Annotated in this window: 18 protein-coding genes; 6 read left to right on the top strand and 12 right to left on the bottom strand. The window is 31.9% G+C overall.

From position 1 onward, the window contains the following. Window positions 1–36: 36 nt before the first annotated feature. Together MMJJ_RS05440 and MMJJ_RS05435 are read right to left on the bottom strand one after the other, a co-directional pair. Window positions 37–933, bottom strand: coding sequence for an RIO1 family regulatory kinase/ATPase domain-containing protein (locus tag MMJJ_RS05440; RefSeq protein WP_104838002.1), 897 nt, complete (start codon window positions 931–933; stop codon window positions 37–39). An 81-nt stretch (window positions 934–1,014) separates the two neighbouring features. Continuing rightward, window positions 1,015–2,598, bottom strand: a complete 1,584-nt coding sequence (locus MMJJ_RS05435) for a DUF2254 family protein (protein WP_104838001.1) — start codon at window positions 2,596–2,598, stop codon at window positions 1,015–1,017. Between the two features lie 127 nt (window positions 2,599–2,725). Here MMJJ_RS05435 and MMJJ_RS05430 point away from each other — a divergent pair, with 127 nt between their 5' ends. Then, window positions 2,726–3,811 (top strand): 3-dehydroquinate synthase II, encoded by a 1,086-nt coding sequence (locus MMJJ_RS05430; RefSeq protein ID WP_104838000.1) that lies wholly within the window; start codon window positions 2,726–2,728, stop codon window positions 3,809–3,811. Between the two features lie 380 nt (window positions 3,812–4,191). Next, a complete protein-coding gene (locus tag MMJJ_RS05425; RefSeq protein WP_104838589.1) occupies window positions 4,192–4,962 on the top strand; it encodes a phosphoglycerol geranylgeranyltransferase in 771 nt (256 codons plus the stop codon). 38 nt (window positions 4,963–5,000) lie between these two features. Here the strand turns inward: MMJJ_RS05425 and MMJJ_RS05420 are convergent, their stop codons facing one another. From MMJJ_RS05420 to MMJJ_RS05405, 4 genes are read right to left on the bottom strand one after another with little or no spacing between them, the layout of a single operon-like run. After that, window positions 5,001–6,758, bottom strand: coding sequence for a DNA-directed DNA polymerase II small subunit (locus tag MMJJ_RS05420; RefSeq protein ID WP_104837999.1), 1,758 nt, complete (start codon window positions 6,756–6,758; stop codon window positions 5,001–5,003). 10 nt (window positions 6,759–6,768) lie between these two features. Next, window positions 6,769–7,902 carry a hypothetical protein gene (locus tag MMJJ_RS05415; RefSeq protein ID WP_104837998.1) on the bottom strand — a complete coding sequence of 378 codons (1,134 nt, stop codon included), beginning with the start codon at window positions 7,900–7,902 and terminating at the stop codon, window positions 6,769–6,771. A gap of 27 nt (window positions 7,903–7,929) precedes the next feature. Next, window positions 7,930–8,355 carry a RecB-family nuclease gene (locus MMJJ_RS05410; RefSeq protein WP_104837997.1) on the bottom strand — a complete coding sequence of 142 codons (426 nt, stop codon included), beginning with the start codon at window positions 8,353–8,355 and terminating at the stop codon, window positions 7,930–7,932. A gap of 42 nt (window positions 8,356–8,397) precedes the next feature. Continuing rightward, complete coding sequence (locus MMJJ_RS05405; protein ID WP_104837996.1) at window positions 8,398–9,465, bottom strand: DNA cytosine methyltransferase; 1,068 nt, start codon at window positions 9,463–9,465, stop codon at window positions 8,398–8,400. 69 nt (window positions 9,466–9,534) lie between these two features. Between MMJJ_RS05405 and MMJJ_RS05400 the strand changes: the two genes are divergently transcribed. Both MMJJ_RS05400 and argH read left to right on the top strand, forming a co-directional pair. Beyond that, on the top strand, window positions 9,535–9,984 hold the full coding sequence (locus MMJJ_RS05400; protein ID WP_104837995.1) for a CoA-binding protein: 450 nt from the start codon (window positions 9,535–9,537) through the stop codon (window positions 9,982–9,984). A gap of 41 nt (window positions 9,985–10,025) precedes the next feature. Continuing rightward, complete coding sequence (argH, locus tag MMJJ_RS05395; protein WP_104837994.1) at window positions 10,026–11,471, top strand: argininosuccinate lyase; 1,446 nt, start codon at window positions 10,026–10,028, stop codon at window positions 11,469–11,471. A 12-nt stretch (window positions 11,472–11,483) separates the two neighbouring features. Here argH and truD read toward each other — a convergent pair whose 3' ends face one another. The 4 genes from truD to MMJJ_RS05375 form a co-directional block, all read right to left on the bottom strand. Continuing rightward, complete coding sequence (gene truD / locus MMJJ_RS05390) at window positions 11,484–12,653, bottom strand: tRNA pseudouridine(13) synthase TruD (protein WP_104837993.1); 1,170 nt, start codon at window positions 12,651–12,653, stop codon at window positions 11,484–11,486. A gap of 11 nt (window positions 12,654–12,664) precedes the next feature. Next, window positions 12,665–13,468, bottom strand: coding sequence for a hypothetical protein (locus tag MMJJ_RS05385; RefSeq protein ID WP_104837992.1), 804 nt, complete (start codon window positions 13,466–13,468; stop codon window positions 12,665–12,667). Between the two features lie 14 nt (window positions 13,469–13,482). Further along, window positions 13,483–13,974 (bottom strand): PUA domain-containing protein, encoded by a 492-nt coding sequence (locus tag MMJJ_RS05380; RefSeq protein ID WP_104837991.1) that lies wholly within the window; start codon window positions 13,972–13,974, stop codon window positions 13,483–13,485. A 121-nt stretch (window positions 13,975–14,095) separates the two neighbouring features. Further along, window positions 14,096–15,148, bottom strand: a complete 1,053-nt coding sequence (locus MMJJ_RS05375) for a radical SAM protein (RefSeq protein ID WP_104837990.1) — start codon at window positions 15,146–15,148, stop codon at window positions 14,096–14,098. Between the two features lie 72 nt (window positions 15,149–15,220). Between MMJJ_RS05375 and MMJJ_RS05370 the strand changes: the two genes are divergently transcribed. Further along, window positions 15,221–16,063 (top strand): helix-turn-helix domain-containing protein, encoded by an 843-nt coding sequence (locus MMJJ_RS05370; RefSeq protein WP_104837989.1) that lies wholly within the window; start codon window positions 15,221–15,223, stop codon window positions 16,061–16,063. Window positions 16,064–16,094: 31 nt separating this feature from the next. Here the strand turns inward: MMJJ_RS05370 and MMJJ_RS05365 are convergent, their stop codons facing one another. Further along, window positions 16,095–16,322 (bottom strand): DUF2798 domain-containing protein, encoded by a 228-nt coding sequence (locus MMJJ_RS05365; RefSeq protein WP_104837988.1) that lies wholly within the window; start codon window positions 16,320–16,322, stop codon window positions 16,095–16,097. Between the two features lie 90 nt (window positions 16,323–16,412). Further along, complete coding sequence (gene nikR, locus MMJJ_RS05360) at window positions 16,413–16,838, bottom strand: nickel-responsive transcriptional regulator NikR (protein ID WP_011169964.1); 426 nt, start codon at window positions 16,836–16,838, stop codon at window positions 16,413–16,415. Window positions 16,839–16,954: 116 nt separating this feature from the next. Here nikR and MMJJ_RS05355 point away from each other — a divergent pair, with 116 nt between their 5' ends. Then, a complete protein-coding gene (locus MMJJ_RS05355) occupies window positions 16,955–17,830 on the top strand; it encodes an MJ0548 connectase family domain-containing protein (RefSeq protein WP_104837987.1) in 876 nt (291 codons plus the stop codon). Window positions 17,831–17,833: the final 3 nt, after the last annotated feature.

Raw genomic sequence — 17,833 nt, 5'->3', positions numbered from 1 at the left:
AATCACCGAAAAATCCGTAAATTATTGAAAAATCCATTAAATATTTTCGCTATTTATATCTCCAATAACATAATTATATAACTTATCCATGTCTTTATCGATTCCGTACTTTTTAAAGTACCGGAGCAGATTTTCAATATCCCTTTTTAGATAAAATTCTTCATCGTATTCTACTTCTTCAAATGGTAATTTATCCAATTTTCCTTTTTTTCCGACTTCGATTGCTTGAGGCCAGTCGATAATTACAAAATCGCCTTCCGAATCAATCAATATATTAAATTCACTTAAATCCCCGTGAATAATTCCTAAATCGTATGTTTTTTTAACTTCTGCCATTAACTTCCAGAAAAATTCTTCGGGATCCACATTTATTTCAGGAAGATTAACACGCTTTAATTCTTCCCCGTGTAGTTTTCCCATTATTATTGCGTGCCGGTTCTGTTCAATTGGTTCAGGAACTTTTACAACTGGAAAAAGCATGTTTAAAACTTCAAATTCTCTTGCAGCGGTGAGCCTTGAAGCGTAAAGCCAGCTGATATGCCTTTTATTTGCAAGGTACTCTCGGTATCTTTTTCCCATTGAGAAACATGTTCTTCCAAGCTGGTGGAATTTCAAAACAGCTTCACGGTGATTCGTGAGCAGAACGTGATAAACATCGCCTTCTTTTCCAACCCCAACTTTTCCACCAATTCCTGCAATTAATTCCTTTTTTATAAATGCATTCATCGCTAATGCATCATACCCCCAGTGGGAAAGCCTGTATCCGTAATTAGACTTGTTGGTAAACTTAAATTTATTCAATCTTCCAAGCCTGAAAACTATTTCTTTTTCATGAAATCCCGTTTTTCGCCTTAAATCTTGAATAGGTACCCATTCGTGATTTTTCATTGAAATTTCAATTATTTTTAACAATTTCCAGTCGTTATCTTCCATTTCCGCTATTGAATTTAAAACTTTTTCGATTTTTTCACGCTTTTATTTTTTAATAGTATTTTTCTATGGTGCTATAAAATTTTAATTATTGTCTTGTTTTGAAATTTTTTCTATTAGTTGTTCTCTTAAACTGTCTGCACATTTTATTTTTTCAGAATTATCTATATTTTCAACAATATCGCCAATTCCAAAGATTTGTTCAAATTTCCCGTTTGAAATCTTCCAAATTTCTGAAATATCTAATAAAATCGTATCTATTGTTTTTTCAATCGTTTTTTCGCATATCAAATCTAAAATTATTCCGTATATTTTCACTATTTCTATTAAATACTCGTTTAAACTTTCATTTTCTTCATTTGCTTTGGAAATTAATTTTACGAAATTTTTCAGTGTTTTTGAAAGATTGCAGACAATTTCAGATACAAATTCTGTATTTTCATTTGTTTTTATAAATTCAATAACGGGTTTTGAAAAATTATTCAGTGCATCCAAAATTAAAGTTCCAGCAGCTTCATTTTTTAATATGTCCCTTGAATTTAATTTATCCAAAATTAGTTCAAAAATTTTTAAAATTTCGGAAAACATCATAATTTTGAACGTTACCTGTTTTGATATTATTTTTTCGTTGTGTTTAGGCTTTGAAAGTATGAATTTTATGATATTTCCAAGTTTTTCAAACACAATATGGATTAACTCTTTTTCGTCTGATTTGTCTATCTTTAATTCGTATTCTTGAGCATACAAAAGTCCGATTTTTTTAATTCCGTTTAGCGCCCTTAAAGATAAGTCATAATTTCTATTTAGTTCAAATTTCGAAATTTTTTCAAGTGAAATTATTGCTTCCCTTGAGATTGAAAATGAAGTCCCGTATGCAGTCAGTCCCAAATTTTTAAGGTTGTCTATGTAGCTTTCAAAAAATTTTTTATTTTTAAATTTACCTTTTTTCGCTAAAACTGAGTAATTTGCACCAAGAAGGATTATCCCGTTTCTTGCAGTCATGTAGTGATCAGATTTTAAACTTTTTCCAATTATATAGTAAACTGTTCTCAGTGTGTTTTTTGGAATATTCCTTGCAGATTTGTAATCTTTGTTTTCTGAATCCAGTGAACGGTAATTTTTTATTTCGTCTTTTGAAATGGAATTTATTAAAGCATCTATAACATTTTCGGGCTTTAACCCATTAATCGTGTTCTTCATGTAGGGTAAAAGTATCAAAAAGTCAAAATAGACAAAAAAGAACAAAATACCAATTAAAATATGATATGATATCTCGTATCCTCCAATAAATACCGGAATTCTTGCTGTTGGCATAAACCCGAGTATCAAAACTTCGTAACTCATAGAAACGATATAAGCTATTATAAATCCCCAAAACGTCTTGTTAAGTAAAAGATGCGTAATTCTCGTTGAATACTGCTGGCTTACCATCTGGATTGCAACAATTGAAATCGATGCAACAATTCCAACAATCGCCCCTTGTGTTTGTGGCAGCGTGCTTAAAATATACCTTAAATTTTCATCAAAACCAGTACCCCATGCAAAATAAAATAGGGAATAATAAGCGAGTAATGCAGAAATTGCTGCAATTATCAGTACTTGGAACCATTCTTTTGATAAAAAATAATCCATAACATAAGCGCAGTTTTTACAAATCTTCGAGAGCATCGTGACCACACAGTTTCTTTTAAGTAAATATGTTAATTAATTATAAATAAAAATATATAGATTAAATACATATCAATTCAAGAATCAATTCGGCATATTTGGTTCAAAATATAGGCATGGTGAATATATGAAATTTGGATGGATAAAAACAACAGGAAATGACCTTGAAGAGAGAATGGAATCGGTAAAAGATGCTCTTGAGAGTTCAATTCCAGGAATCATTGCAGAAAAGGAAGAAATAAGTTCTGTAAGAGAACTTGGAAATATAAAAATTGTTTCTGATAATCTCGATGCAGATATCGTTTTAATTAATAAAGGGGAAGATTTAGAGATTTTAAAATCTGCAAAACTCTCCGGAAAAGAAACCGGTGTTTACGTTGTAATAAACACCAAAGAAGATGAAGTCTACGCTACAGACGTAAGCAAACTCGATTTTGTCGATTACATTGTTTTAGAAGGAAGCGACTGGACAATTATTCCTCTTGAAAACATCATTGCAGATTTATTCAGCGAAGAAATAAAAATCGTTTCAGTTGTAACAAACGTAAAAGACGCGGAAGCTGCATACGAAATTTTAGAAAAAGGAGTTGACGGCGTAGTTTTAATTCCAAAAGGTATTAACGAAGTAAAAGACTTCTCAAAATTAATTGAAAGAATGAACTCTGAAAGCGTAAAACTCGAATACGCAACAGTTACAAAAATTGAACCTGTTGGAAGTGGGGACCGAGTCTGTATTGACACATGTTCCATGATGGAAATGGGAGAAGGAATGTTAATTGGATCCTACTCCCGAGGGATGTTTTTAGTTCATTCAGAAACTGTTGAAAACCCGTATGTCGCTACACGACCATTTAGGGTAAATGCCGGACCTGTTCATGCCTATATCTTGTGCCCTGAAAACAAAACTAAATATTTAAGCGATTTAAAAGCAGGCGATAAAGTTTTAGTCGTTAGTAAAAACGGTGAAACGAGAGAAGCCATTATCGGACGCGTAAAAATCGAAAAAAGACCGTTATTCCTTGTTGAAGCAGAATACAACGGGGAAAATTTAAGAACAATCCTCCAAAACGCAGAAACTATCCGTTTAGTTGGAGAAGATGGAAAACCAGTTTCAGTTGTTGATTTAAAAGTTGGAACCAAAGTATTGATAAAACCCGATGAAAATGCGCGGCACTTTGGAATGGCAATTAAAGAAACAATTATAGAAAAATAATTTTTATTTTTAATTTTTTAATTTAAAAAAAATAATAAACAAGAAAATGATTGTTATCGATTTTTAAAGTTTTATAAATCTTTTAAGGTAAATTTTGTAAGCCACGTGTGACATTATAGCCAAAAATGCCGCATAAGCTCCCAAAGTTACCATTATTATTTGTTCCATATTTTCACCGTATCTAACTGTCCATTTGAGGACTATTTAGGTACTTCTTTTGCAGATATAAACCTATTTGTGATAATTTTCGTTTTTTATAATATTATTGGAAAAATCTGCCCAATTAACTTGAACAAAAAAGCCCAAAATTACCTAAATTATTAAATAAATGAAAAATCATAACCGATATGATTATAATTAAGAGTTATAGAGGGCCCATGATGCAGATAAAACTTGGAGAAATTGAGTCTAAACTGAATAAAATTATCGAAGAAGAAGGTGCAGCTTACTTCGTACTTATAGACCCTGATGAAAAGAACTATCGGGAAATTGCAAATCACGTCAAAGATTATGCTGATGCGATAATTATCGGGGGAAGTATCGGAATAATAAACCTCGATGAAGTTACAAAAGACATTAAGGAAATCACAGGACTTCCAATAATATTATTCCCTGGAAATGTTGATGGCGTCACAAAAGAAGCAGATGCGGTATTTTTTATGAGCCTCATGAACTCGAAAAACACGTACTGGAACATGACCGCACCAACTCTGGGCGCCCTTACAATTAAAAAATACGGACTTGAAACACTTCCTATGGCATATCTTGGAATTGAACCAATAAGCAGGACTGCTGTTGGATTTGTCGGGGAAGTAAATGAAATTCCGCAGAAAAAACCAGAAATTGCAGGACTTTACAGTCTTTCAGCATCATACTTTGGAATGAGATGGGCATATCTTGAAGCAGGAAGCGGTGCAGAATACCCTGTAAGCAATGAAATGGTTGGAATTTCCAAAAAATTAAGTGGAATAAACATTATTGTCGGCGGAGGAATAAGAACTCCCGAAGTAGCTTATGAAAAAGTCATGAGCGGTGCAGACGTAATTGTAACTGGAACCCTGACTGAAAAAGACCCGCAAGCTGTTGTAGAAATGAAAAAAGCAATTAAAAAGGCAGGACTTGATAAATTAAAAATGCTGTCTAAAAAATAAAATAAAATAAAATAAAATAAAATAAAATAAAATAAAAATTAATTTATTTCGATTTTTCCCTGATTCCATTCAATCATGTGTTGTTCTCTTTTTGATAAATCCTGTATCGGAATAATTCCAGGTGTAGGCTTGATACCCATTCTTTTCTGGAAATCAGTCTGTTCCTGAAATGTACCACTGTTTATCATCCTTACCCCATGATAATTATCATACCCGTTGATGTGGATGTGTCCAGTGTGGAAAATATCAGGTTCGGTATGTATTGCAAGATAATCAACGTGTTCTGGAGCTATCGGACATCTTCCACCATAAGTCGGGCATAAATGCCTTCTTTTTAAAAGTTCAGTCATGATTGAAGGAGGATTTGTATACTGGGCTGATGAAATCTGGCCGATAATGTCATCAAAACTTCTGCCGTGATACATCAACAAATCAAGGCCATGCATATTTACTACACCAGGGTTTCCAACAAATGTAACATTTTCTTTTGGAAATAGGCTCGTTATCGATTCATCAAATGTAGGCTGCGGTTCCGCAGGTCTTAACGCATCGTGGTTACCAGGACAGATTATAAATTTTATATGTTCTGGAACCTGCTCTAAATAAGCTGCAACTTCAGCATACTGTGAAATTATATCTACATCATAAAGATCGTACTCTTGACCAGGGTAAATTCCAACACCATCTACTAAATCCCCTGCAATTGAAATGTATTTTAATCTGCTTACTATTTTTTCTTCTAAACCGTTATTTACTTCGCCATTTAAAAACCGGATAAATTTTGCGAAGACCTTATTTAAAAATTCACGGCTTCCTACGTGAACATCTGACAAAAATGCAGTGTATATCTTTTCGTCGGTTGTTTTTGTGGGTTTTGGAGTAATATCTGGCCTAAATGCCCGATCTACAAACATCAAGTCTCCCTTATCGTTTATAGTTCCTTCAAAACCGATAACTTCATCTAAAAGAACGTCTGAGGGAAGGTCTCCTTTTTCCATTTTATCTTTCATCAAAAGTACCCTAAAAGTTCCGTTTTCATCTTCTAATTCAACCATTTTGTGTCCGTTTTTGGTGGAATTCACATCTGAAACGATCCCTGCAATAAACACTTCATTTTCTTTTTTTCGCCTAAAAAGCTGGTTTAAAGGGTATGCTTTCTTTTGATTTTTCAATTCAATTATTTTTCTTAGAGTACTACACCTATCCTTAAAATATTTTACAAAGTCATCTAGTGTTCCTTCACATGTTGATTTTCCTGTAACATCATATTCATCGTAAACGTGTATTTGTGCTTCGATATCTTTTGCGTAGTAGTTTATCTTGTTATTAACGCTTTCTCGAATAGATCTTATTTCTAAAAGTCTTTCTTTTCGCTCTTCTTCTAATTTTTTATGTATTTCATCAAGTTCCGGCTCCTCTTCTTCAATATCCTCAAAATCTAAATCGTAAGCCTTATTTTCCATTTTAGGCTTAAAAATTTCTTCATTTTCAAGTTTAACTTCACCAATTGGCTCAAAATCATCTTTTTCTAAAATTTTTTCTTCAGATGCCACTTCGTTTGATGTGTAGTATGCTAAAAAATCGAATTTTCCGTATTCTTCAAAAATATTTTTTAAATTAGTTCCCAAAAATATGTTTAAAAAATGCGAATCAAGAAGAATAAAATCGTCTTTTTTGCTTTTAAATTCTTTTATTTTATTAAATAAATCTGAAAAATCATTGCTGTCAAGATTTTGAAGTCTCGAATAGCTTTCAGGAGCTAAAAGTACCTGAATGTTTAAAAAGTCGTTTATCATAATTTCACGGTTATTCTGATTTTTTTACATGTCTGTTAATGTTGTGGCATAAGTAATCGAGAGGATGAATTATATCTTTCCTTGAACAGGTTGAATCAGGCCTGCAGTAATATCCAAGACCTTTTCCACCATCATCACGCCAGTTTTTGCAGTACTCGCAGTGCGTTATGTGGTTTGCAACTTTGTACCCAATATTATGACTTATGTAGTATTTAGTTTTTTCAACATCAAAATCCCCAACAGATTTAAAAATATTTATTATTTCATCTAAAAAACGTTCAATTTGCTCTTCTGTTGCGATATCCTGTGCACTTCTATTTGTAATCGTTCCTTCTTCGATCGGCCTTAAATTAGGATCAAATTGGGATACAAATCTATAAACAACAAAACTACGCCTTGCATAGTGCGATGGAGATCCCCCTGACAAAATATCGTTTAAAATTTCTCTCATGCATGGCGGATGCCAGTCTTCAGGAATTTCTCCAGAGTATTCTTTAGTAATTACTTTAATTCCGCTTTCGATGTTGTAGTCTATCTTAATTCCGTCAAATGCTTCTTCTGATTTTTTCACGAGTAAATCCTTTATTTCTTTGTGCATTTGTGCATTTCGAACCATATCTACGTAATTTTTAATTTTTAACCTTATTTTTTCGAAATTATAAATTGACTGCCTTTTTTTATTCAATAAAACTACATTTCCTTCGAGAATCATTCTTTCAAGGTGTAAGTCGTTATTTCTCGAATTTGCTGCAACATCGATGAACTCCCAAATATTTACCCGTGAATCGCCTTCTTCAAGCGGTACTTTTTCTGCATATTCTTCTGCAAGTTTTTTAATGTAAATATTGTGATTTTTAGAGTTTGCTGCAAGTATAAGTGTTAAATAATCTATTTTATCAGGGAATAACTCGGTATCTCCAACACCATATACCCTCAATCTTTCCTGATAATCCCTTAAATAATCTAAATATTTTTTTTCGTCCCTTTCATCCACAGCTTCTTCGCCATTTTTTTCTGAAACTTCAGGGTTTTTATTCCAAAATAATAGTTCCAATCTATTTTTAATCAGAATAAGGTTTGAACTATCATTTATTTCGTCAATCAAATTCAAATCTTTGATACTATCCATATTGTCTAAAAACACTAAAATCACAAGATAATATTTTATAAGTTATTCGTTCATTTTGTAGAGAAAAACTGCAACTTCGCCAATTGCACCAATATTATTTTCTAAAATATGCATTCCAGTTCCTTTTTCCAGTTCCTTTTTTGAAAAGCCTGATGAATTTCCTGAAAAAATTACCAAATCCCTCTTTCCAATAGATTTAAAGTCAATTTTTTCTTCTGCAATTTTACTGTCGGATATTAATATTACTCGTTCAGGGTTTAAAATCTCGACTGCATCATCGATGTCTTCGAGAAACATTAGATTTTTATTCAGTTTTATAGCCATTTTTTGAGCGATAGGAATTCCATTCTGAGCTGCTGAACCCGTTGCCCTTGTAAATATTACGGAGTCGATCCCCATTCCAAAAACCGTTTTTGTAAATTCTTCTATCTGTTTTGAACTAAAAGTGTTGTGAAGTGCGATAAACATGAAATCACCTTTTTTATTCTTTATTTTTAATTTTGAAAATTTTTACCTATTAAAATATTTTTTAACTTCTTTTGCAATTGCTAATGATAAGGATGGTGGAACGCTTTCTCCAACTTGATTGTACTGGGCAGTAATTCCTCCTGCAAAAATATGGGTGTCCGGATAACTCATGAGCCTTGCCTGTTCCCGAACTGTTAAAAGTCTATCCTCATCAGGATGAATAAATCTCCTTTTTCCCATCACGGTTTCAGAGTTTCCTTCCATTGAAAGCCTTATGTAATTGTCTAAAACTCCGCCACAGGCCTTAAACTTAACTGCGGAACCTCCAATTTTAATTTTATGAATGCCTTTCGCAATCTTTTCTGGAAGGGGATATTTTTCATTATTCAATGCATTTCTATCGATATTTGATAAAGCAGTTTTTACATCCACATTATCAGTTTTTTCGAGATTTAGGGGAATATTTGAAATAATTACCCGTTTTCTAAAGGAAGGATTTCCGTAATTTTCAGAATCAAAAACATGAAAGTACAATTCGTCGTATCCTGCTCTTGAAAACTCTTTTTCGATATTTTCCCTAGTTTCGTAGTTTAAAATCCCCGGAACATTTTCCATTACAAAAACTTCTGGAGAAATATCTCCAACAATTCTAATATAATCTAAAACCAGCCTTCCAACAGGATCTCGATAAAGCCTGTTAAATGGACTCCTTTCACGATTTGGATTTGCACCGGTGTATCCTTCACAAGGCGGTCCGCCTATAACCACATCGATTTTTGAATAAGACGTATCTTTAATTTTATTCGTTATGTATTTTGAATTTATTTCCCGTATATCCTCATTAATTACAACAGGATTTAAATTTTCATAATTATTTGATTTTTTAAATTCTTCAATATCATCTTGAACTAAAAAATCTTCGAGTTTAAAATAGACATCTTTTTCTAAAATATCGTTTAATTTTTTTTCAAAAACCATTCCATTATAATTTAAAGCATACGAATTTGCCGCGTTTTCATCCAATTCAATTGCCAAAAGTGGTTTAAATCCCATTTCGACAAATCCTCTCGAAAAACCGCCGCATCCACAGAATAAATCTATAAAATTCATTTTCCCACGTAAAAATAAGTGTTGATAACCATATAATTGTGATTACCTATAAAAATACATGGTGCTTAAATGAATCGTTCAAATCATACAAAAAATTCAGAACTTGGAAAAATTTTAGAAGGGTTGGAAATTAAAAAACTCCTTGACTCTTCAAAAAATATTGCGGTTATTGGAATTTCAAAAAATAGCGAAAAACCGAGTTACTTCGTTTCAAAATATTTGATAGAATCGGGATTTAATGTTTATTTTGTAAATCCAAACTATTCGGGAGAAAAAATACTAAATCATGTTGTATATTCAAATATTTCTGAAATAAAAGAAAGAATAGACATCGTATCGATATTTGTAAACCCGTCAAGGACCATTGCTATTGCCAAAGATGCTGTTAAGGTAGGATTTAAAACATTTTGGTTTCAGCTTGAAACTTCGAATAAAGAAACAGTGAATTATGTTTTGAAAAACGGTTTTGATGTTGTTTTGGAAAAGTGCATCATGACTAAAAATCAAAAATTTTTATAGTTTAAGGAAATAGTTAGTTTAATTTAAAAAAGGTGACTTTGATGAACATTTTAAGAAGGGGAAGACTTGGAAGCAACGTCAAGGAAGACGTGATGAAATTCACTACAAGCCTTGAATTTGATAAAGAAATCTTTGAAAGTGATATTTTATGCGACATTGCGCATACAACGATGCTTGTTGAACAGAACGTGATTTCAGAAGAAAACGGTAAAAAAATAATTGCAGAACTTAAAAAAATAGCGAAAAAAGGCATGGAAAATCTTGATCTTGACCCATCACTCGATGACATTCACATGGTAATTGAAAGTGAATTAATAAAGGAACTTGGTGAAGATGTTGCTGGAAGAATGCATACTGGAAGGAGCCGAAATGACGAAGTTGCAACTGATTTAAGGCTTTCTTTGAGGAAAAAAGTTCTTGAAATAATTGGCCATTTGATTACAATGGAAAAAAATATGCTCGCGGTTTCAAATGCACATAAAGACACGTTAACTGTTGGATACACGCATTTGCAGCAGGCGCAACCTGTAACTTTTGGACATCAAATTTTGAGCCATGTTTCAGCGATTGAAAGAGATATTTCAAGGTTTTTTGACACATACAATAGAATAAATATCTCCCCACTAGGATGCGGTGCAATGGCCACAACAGGATTTAACCTGAACAGAAAAAGAACAAAAGATCTTCTTGGATTTTACGGAATAATTGAAAATTCAATGGATGGTGTGTCTTCAAGAGATTTCATCGTTGAAACAATGGCAAACATATCGATGCTTGGAACAAACCTCTCAAAAATATGTGAAGAACTCGTCGTGTTTTCAAGTGCAGAATTTAACACCATTGAAATTGCAAACGAATACACCTCCACCTCTTCAATTATGCCTCAGAAAAAAAACCCCGATGTTGCAGAAATTACAAGAGCAAAACTTTCAACGTTAAATGGGGAACTTGTAACGGTTTTAACAATTATGAAAGCGCTTCCAAATACATACAATAGGGATTTACAGGAAATCAGTCCGCACCTTTGGAAAAGTGTCTACACCCTTATTGATAGTATTCAAATGGTTGACGGAATGATATCAACTGTTAAAGTAAATAAAGAAAGAATGAAAGAAAATGCAGAGAAAAACTACTCAACTGCGACAGAACTTGCAGATACGCTTGTAAGAGAATGCGGAATTGCATTTAGAATGGCTCATGGGATTGTTGGAGAGCTCGTGAAAAGGTCTATTGAAGAAAAAGTCGAAATTAAAGAAATAATTTCAGAGGTTCTTGAAAAGAATAACCTTTCATTAAGCCAGGAAAAAATTGATACTGCACTCGATCCTTTTGAAAACGTGAAATTAAGAAATGTAATCGGTGGACCGGCCCCTGAAGAAGTAGAAAGGGCAATATCTTCATTTAATGAAAAAATTTCAACACATAAAGTAAAATTAGATGAAAAAATTTCTGAAATTAAAACAGCTGAAAAAAATCTCTTAGAATAAAAATTAAAAAAATTATAAAATATTAAAAACCCTTTTTAAAATTATAGTTGCATAGCTTCCCTTCTTTAAACTAAATTCTAAATCTATTTTGTACTTTTTTGAGTTTAATTCGTCAGATTTGAACTTTCCAGTATTGACATCTTCAGGAATTGAAATAATCAGTCTTTTTGTGTATTTTAATTTTCCAAAATCCAATTTCTCAAAATCTGAAATTTTAATCCGTTCTTTTTTCAAAATTGCCTTTATTATTCTTTTTTCTGAATCAGTGTACTCTACGTCTGAAACTATCGTTGGAAAATCCATTTCTTTTAATTTAACAAACAATTCTTCGTCAATATTTTCGTAAAACAAAAATGTTCCGCAGGAATAATCAACATATATTCTATTTTCTTTTGGAATAACTTCTTTTAAAAACTCTTTTAAGCATTCGTTCCAAAGGTAACTTTGATATGCGGAGATAAATAGCTCTTTTAACCGATTATCAACATATTTAAACGCTTTTTTAAAATCATTTTCGTATGTTAAAGACTTTACCATATTTCTAAACATTTTACTTCTTATCTGCTTCTTATCGATATATTTTAAGCATTCATCCCAGTTGCCCCAATTTTTGGCAATAAATCGTTTTAAATCCTTTAATTGCTTTTTTTCACTTTTTGTATAGCTTGTTAAAAGTATTTTAACGACTTCTTCATAATTGCCTTTCAAAATCTCCTTTGCTATAAATTTACCGTTAAATACACTTCCAAATCTCTGATCATCGTAGTAATTTGGCGCACCAGAACTTAAAGTTCGTATATTATCTGCAATTTTTAAAAATTCGTCTTTATCGATAGCCCTTGCTATGATTTCAAACCTGTTTCCATATAATCTTCCAATTTTTAAGGGTTTTTCAATGGTTCCAACATATTCAAGCTTTAAATTATCTTCGTCAAGGGATAATTTACCATATTCTTTTGGAATTGAAACATATTGAGTTGTGATTGCGTGCCTGTCCTTCAAACCACAGTAGCCAATTTCTTTTGTAGGAACTTCAAAATTTTTTGAAAGATATGAAATTGCCTTTAAATTTTCTATTCCGTTTTTTTGAAGTTTATACAGAAAATAGTTTCCGTAATCATTCAATTCATAGTCTAAAATCTCAGTTACAATGAAATCTTCGTGTTTTTGTCTAAATTTCATGATACACCTAATTAAATCGTGTTCATCTGATCTATTTCTTTTAAAACATCATAATCATTTCTTTTTACAGCGATTTCTCGAATTTTTTCGATTATTTTTAAATTTTTACCGCATAATTCCCGATATTCCTTACAGTATTCTAAAATATCTTGATAATGTCCTTCGATCAAACTTTTATCATATTTTGATAATTCATATGCGATAAGTCCTTTTAAAGTGGATTCTTTTGAGAATAAAAATACTGGGTGAAGCCATAGAACCAGTTTTTCTTCCTCTTTTTCCATTACATTTTCAATTTTTTCTAAATCCATGAATACGTCAATGTAAACCAGAACTTCAGAAGAAATTTTTGAATTTTCTGAAATTTTCTGAACTATTGATTCCACTTTCACATCAAACTCAGAAATCTTAATATCCAATTCTTCGTCGCTTAATTCATTCCAAAGCAGTATTCTTTCCCGGTGTTCGTATGAAGCCGCTGAAAATGTCTTTAAAATAACTTCAAAAGTATTGTCTACTGAAAAACTGTATCCATCCGCTTTTCTCGAAGAAAGGTGTATTATCATTACACCATCATCAACATGCTTTAAATTTACTTTTCTAAGGACATATTTTCTATCCATTGCTTCAAACGTAGGTAATTCATCGCAATCCATTAAATCTTTTATAGAATACCTTTTGCCATCTAAATCCCAGAGGTTAAGTCCTTTTAATTCCACATCAAGACTTTCCGCCAATAAAAGGTCTCTTGAATATTCGTCAATATTTTTTACGATATCTCGTAATATCTTATTTATAAGTTGTTTAGACTCCATTTTAGTCACCAAATTTATCCGCCATATCTTAAATACCATCCGCGATCCATTATATTTTTAATTAATTTTCCATTGTATTTTCCAATACCGAGTAATTCTTTGTTTTCGTTAAATACTGCAACTTTTCCATCACCTTTTAATTCAATAATTGAGGAATCAAACACATCTCTTGAATAAAGAAATAATCCTTCTCCTTTTTCATTAATAACTGCATAATTTTTTTCAATATCCTTTGAAACCCGCGTTATACCTTCAAGGGATGGTAAAAACTTTTCTTTTCCCGAGATTTCTTCTAAATCCCCAATATGTATTCCGGCACTGTAAATATCCTTGTGATTTTTTAGGGATTTCATCACTTGTGAACTTACATGGACTACGTTTTTTGACTTGCCCCTTAATACTAAAAAATTATTAAAGTCAAGTTCTTCAGCTTTTTTACCAATATACCTTGAAATGGCCGCTTTTATAGCGCTAATTTCTGATTCTTCGAGCTTTCTGTGTTTCATAATATCCCGCGTAGATTAGATCATTGTTTCTATTTAGATCGTGTAACTATATATATCAAATTATAAAAAAGTCGGATTAAATTAGTTGTGTTAAATTAAGTTAAATTATGAATATAGTATATTATTTTTGAGATTTCCTAATTGTGGTTTTAACGTAGCTTTCTATTTTTTTATCCAGCTGTTTTGAAAGACTGTTTATAAGTTCGAGGTTTTTTTCAGAGATATCTATTTTTTCTGGTACATATTTAGTATTTTTTAGGGTTTTTTCACCCTTTAGGACATTCAGGTCAGAAAAAGTACTGTATAATTCCCTTCCTGTTGACGAGATCTCGTTTTCAACAGTTTTTCCTTCTTTTTTACCATAAATTGAAAAAAGTGGGAACTTTGTAATTACGTTTGAACCTGCCATTACGAGCGGCCCGATATTTGTAAGTTTATCAACCCATGTTCCGGTTATTATCTTCATTTTTGGGAAATTTAACCTCACAGTTGAAACCCAGTTCATATATTCGAGGGTCGTTACCGAAGTTTTTCCCTGAAAAACGGTTTCATCTTGAGGATTTAGGGAATAAAATGTAATCCTATCAAGATTTAGTTCTTCGATTAAGTTTAAGAGTAAATCTATATCTTTTTCAGTTTCGCCCATTCCTAAAATTATAGTAATTCCAGTTTTAAGGCCCATGTCTTTTGCTTTCTTTAACATTTCTTTTGTATTTGATAAAGGCTTTCCAGGACACAATTCTTCGTGCAATTTTGGATTTACAGTTTCTACTGCGCCAACAACTCCTTCAATATTGTTTAAATTTAAATTTTCAAAATCAATTATTCCAACATTTAAATACTGTTTTGCCTGCTGGATGTAGGAAACCATCTCGATAGTATCGTTTAATTCTTCAGTTTTGTACCCGTATCCTCCAGAAATAAATTCAAGCTTCCAACCTATTCTTTTCATTAGTATACTTTCTGCAAGAATCGATTCAGGCTTTCTTCTTGCTTTTAATGGATCTTTTATTTTTTCTTTTTGTGTAGACATGAAACAGAACTTACACGGGTCATCCAAATTACAATACCAGCCTAAAAAAAGAGCTCTTTCTAAAGTAGTAATATTTCCGTGGTGTTTTTCCGTTAATTTAAATGCCTTAATTGAATTTTCCAAAATCTCCGCAGAATTCATAATATCTCCTGATAAATTTAAAATACTTGAGTAAAAGATAATATTATACCACAATTGTTAGGGGTTGTTTTCGTGAACAAATTATCTGAATCTGATTTAAGTGTGACCTTGAATATAAACTATAGAGGTAAACAGATCACGAAAACTCAAGTCGAAATTTTAAAATCAGTTTCTGAAACCAGATCCCAGAACAGAACCGCTGAAATTCTGGGCATTCCCCCATCAACAGTCAATATTCAGATAAAAAGGCTTGAAAATAAGCTAGATTTAAAATTAACATATTCTTCTCCTGCCGGAACCATGTTATCCCCCGATGCAGAACGTATTGTATCATATTATAATGCATATCTTGAAAGAACGTCAAAAGAAAAATTTATTGCATGCGGATTTATAAGTGGAGAAGTTGGGCGGATTCTTTTTGATGACGTGCTCGTTTCATCATTTTCTAATGTTTTGAGGCTTTACAGGTCAAATTTAACCAGTGTAGTTGGAATTGACGATCCCTACTGGAGCTACAGGCTTGGAGATCCTGTTCCTGTTGCATTCGACCATTTTGTAATGGTTTCGAAAGGCGATTTTAACTTTAAAAATCTGCTGGGAGTTAACTACTCTGCACACAGGATTGTTTGGAAAACTCTTAAAAATGAAAAAATAGATTTTAAAGTATCAAAAGTTGTAAAAAATCCATTTTATGCGATAGATCTTTTAGAAGAGGGCTATAGTATGTTTTTAAATACGTGCCTGTTAAGATACGTTAAAAAAGATTATTTAATCGAAATTCCAGATTATTACGATAAAACAAAGCATACAATAAACTTTATTTTAAATAAATCCATTCCTGAAGATGAATTTGAAGAAGTGTTATATAAAAAAGAAAAAGAAATAAAATTGGCTGGTTTTGATCCGATTTTGTAAATATGTATTTATCCAATATTATTTTTTAAACTTATTTAATAATTATTTTTGAATTTATTTTTCCAACAAGTGGCGAAACAAAGTATGCGGTAGGGAACGCTATACAGTAGCCGATTAAAAATACTTTTGGCCAAAATGCTAAAACATCTAAACTAATTCCGCGGTTTACCATTGTCATTACTAAAGACATTACAAATGCCATTGAACCAGACATCAGTAATGCAAAGGTTATTCTTTCGTATTTTTTGGGGATGATCATGTATTCACCTAATTTTAAATTAAAGTAACAATTAAAAAATAATAAAAACAATAAAGATTCAAAGTATAAAAAGTTAAAATAAAATCGGATTTACTGGGGAATATTTCCGCCAGGAACCATTACAGTTAATTTTACCTGTTTTACGCCTTTTTGTGACGTAAGTTTATCAGTTAATTCTTTAATTTCTCCCGCATCCCCTTTAACAAGAACTACTTCCATACAGTGGTCGTGATCGAGGTGCATGTGGATTGTTGCGACAATTAACTTTTCATAATCGTGCTGTATGTTTGTTAACTTCTCCATTACGTCAGTGGAGTGGTGGTCATAAATAATACTGATTGTTCCAGCCCGTTCCCCTTCAAGACTGTGAATCCACTTATGTTTTATTAAATAATCCCTAATAGAGTCCCGTATAGCCTCACTTCTGCTTGCATAGCCCCTTTCTTCGATAATTTCGTCGAATTCTGCAAGTAAATTTGTAGGTAATGATATACTTATCCTGTCCATATCCACCATTGTATGCCTCCCAGAGTTAATAACTGAAATCTACATGTAATAGATAGTAACTTCGTAATATTTAATAATATCTTAAGAGTCCTATTTAAATATTATGTAATAATAAGGTGAAAAATTTGAGTGTTGTTATCGGATACTACGGAAAAAATGGAGCTGTTATTGCAGGCGATAAAAGAAATTTACTTTTCAACGGCATTGAAAGTAACAGGGAAAAGCTTGAAGAAGTTCTTTATTCTGGAGAAATTAAATCTGATGAAGAATTGTTTAAAAAAGCATCTGAATTTGATGTTACGGTCCATATTAATGATACGCGAGAAAAAGTTAAGAGTTTAGGAAATTTATTATCTGGAGAAGTATTATCAATCGGAAAAGACTCCAAAAGAAGGCGGATGTATTTAACAAAGGAAAAATGCGCAATAATAGATATTGAAAATGATCAAATAACCAATAAATCAGTAAAAACCGGTTCTGGAATTGTTGTATTTGGTAACAGACATATAAAACACTTTGTTGAATCAGAAATAAAAAAACACATTCAAAAACTTTTGAAGATGAATGCACGCGAAATCAGAGATTTATTTGAAAAAATCCTGAAAAAAATTGAAAATGCAACATTAAGTGATACTTTTGAATATTATTTTGTTGAAGCAGGAGAACCTGAATTTGAAAAAGCAGTCAATGATGATTTGGATGACTTATTTAATTACAGACATGATTTATCCATAAAAATGGCTGAAATGCAGATATTAACAATGATTGCTGAAAAAATAGTAAAAATAGGGGATGTCGGAATAATTAAAAATGGAACTTTGGTATTATATGACGAATTCCTTGCAATTAATAAAATATGTCCTGAACCAGAAATTTACTCAGAAATTGAAATCAAGGGCGAATTTATTGAAGGAGATGTTATAACAATTGATAATGAATCTTTAAAAGTAAAAAGAACGGGTAATCCCGTGGTAGTTCAAAAAATAATCTGTAAAAAATAATAA

It is taken from the genome of Methanococcus maripaludis, assembly GCF_002945325.1.
Taxonomy (GTDB): Archaea; AGJL01; Methanococci; order Methanococcales; family Methanococcaceae; genus Methanococcus; species Methanococcus maripaludis.
The sequence above is the reverse complement of the archived record's forward strand: the minus strand, read 5'-3'. Positions and strand labels throughout refer to the sequence as shown.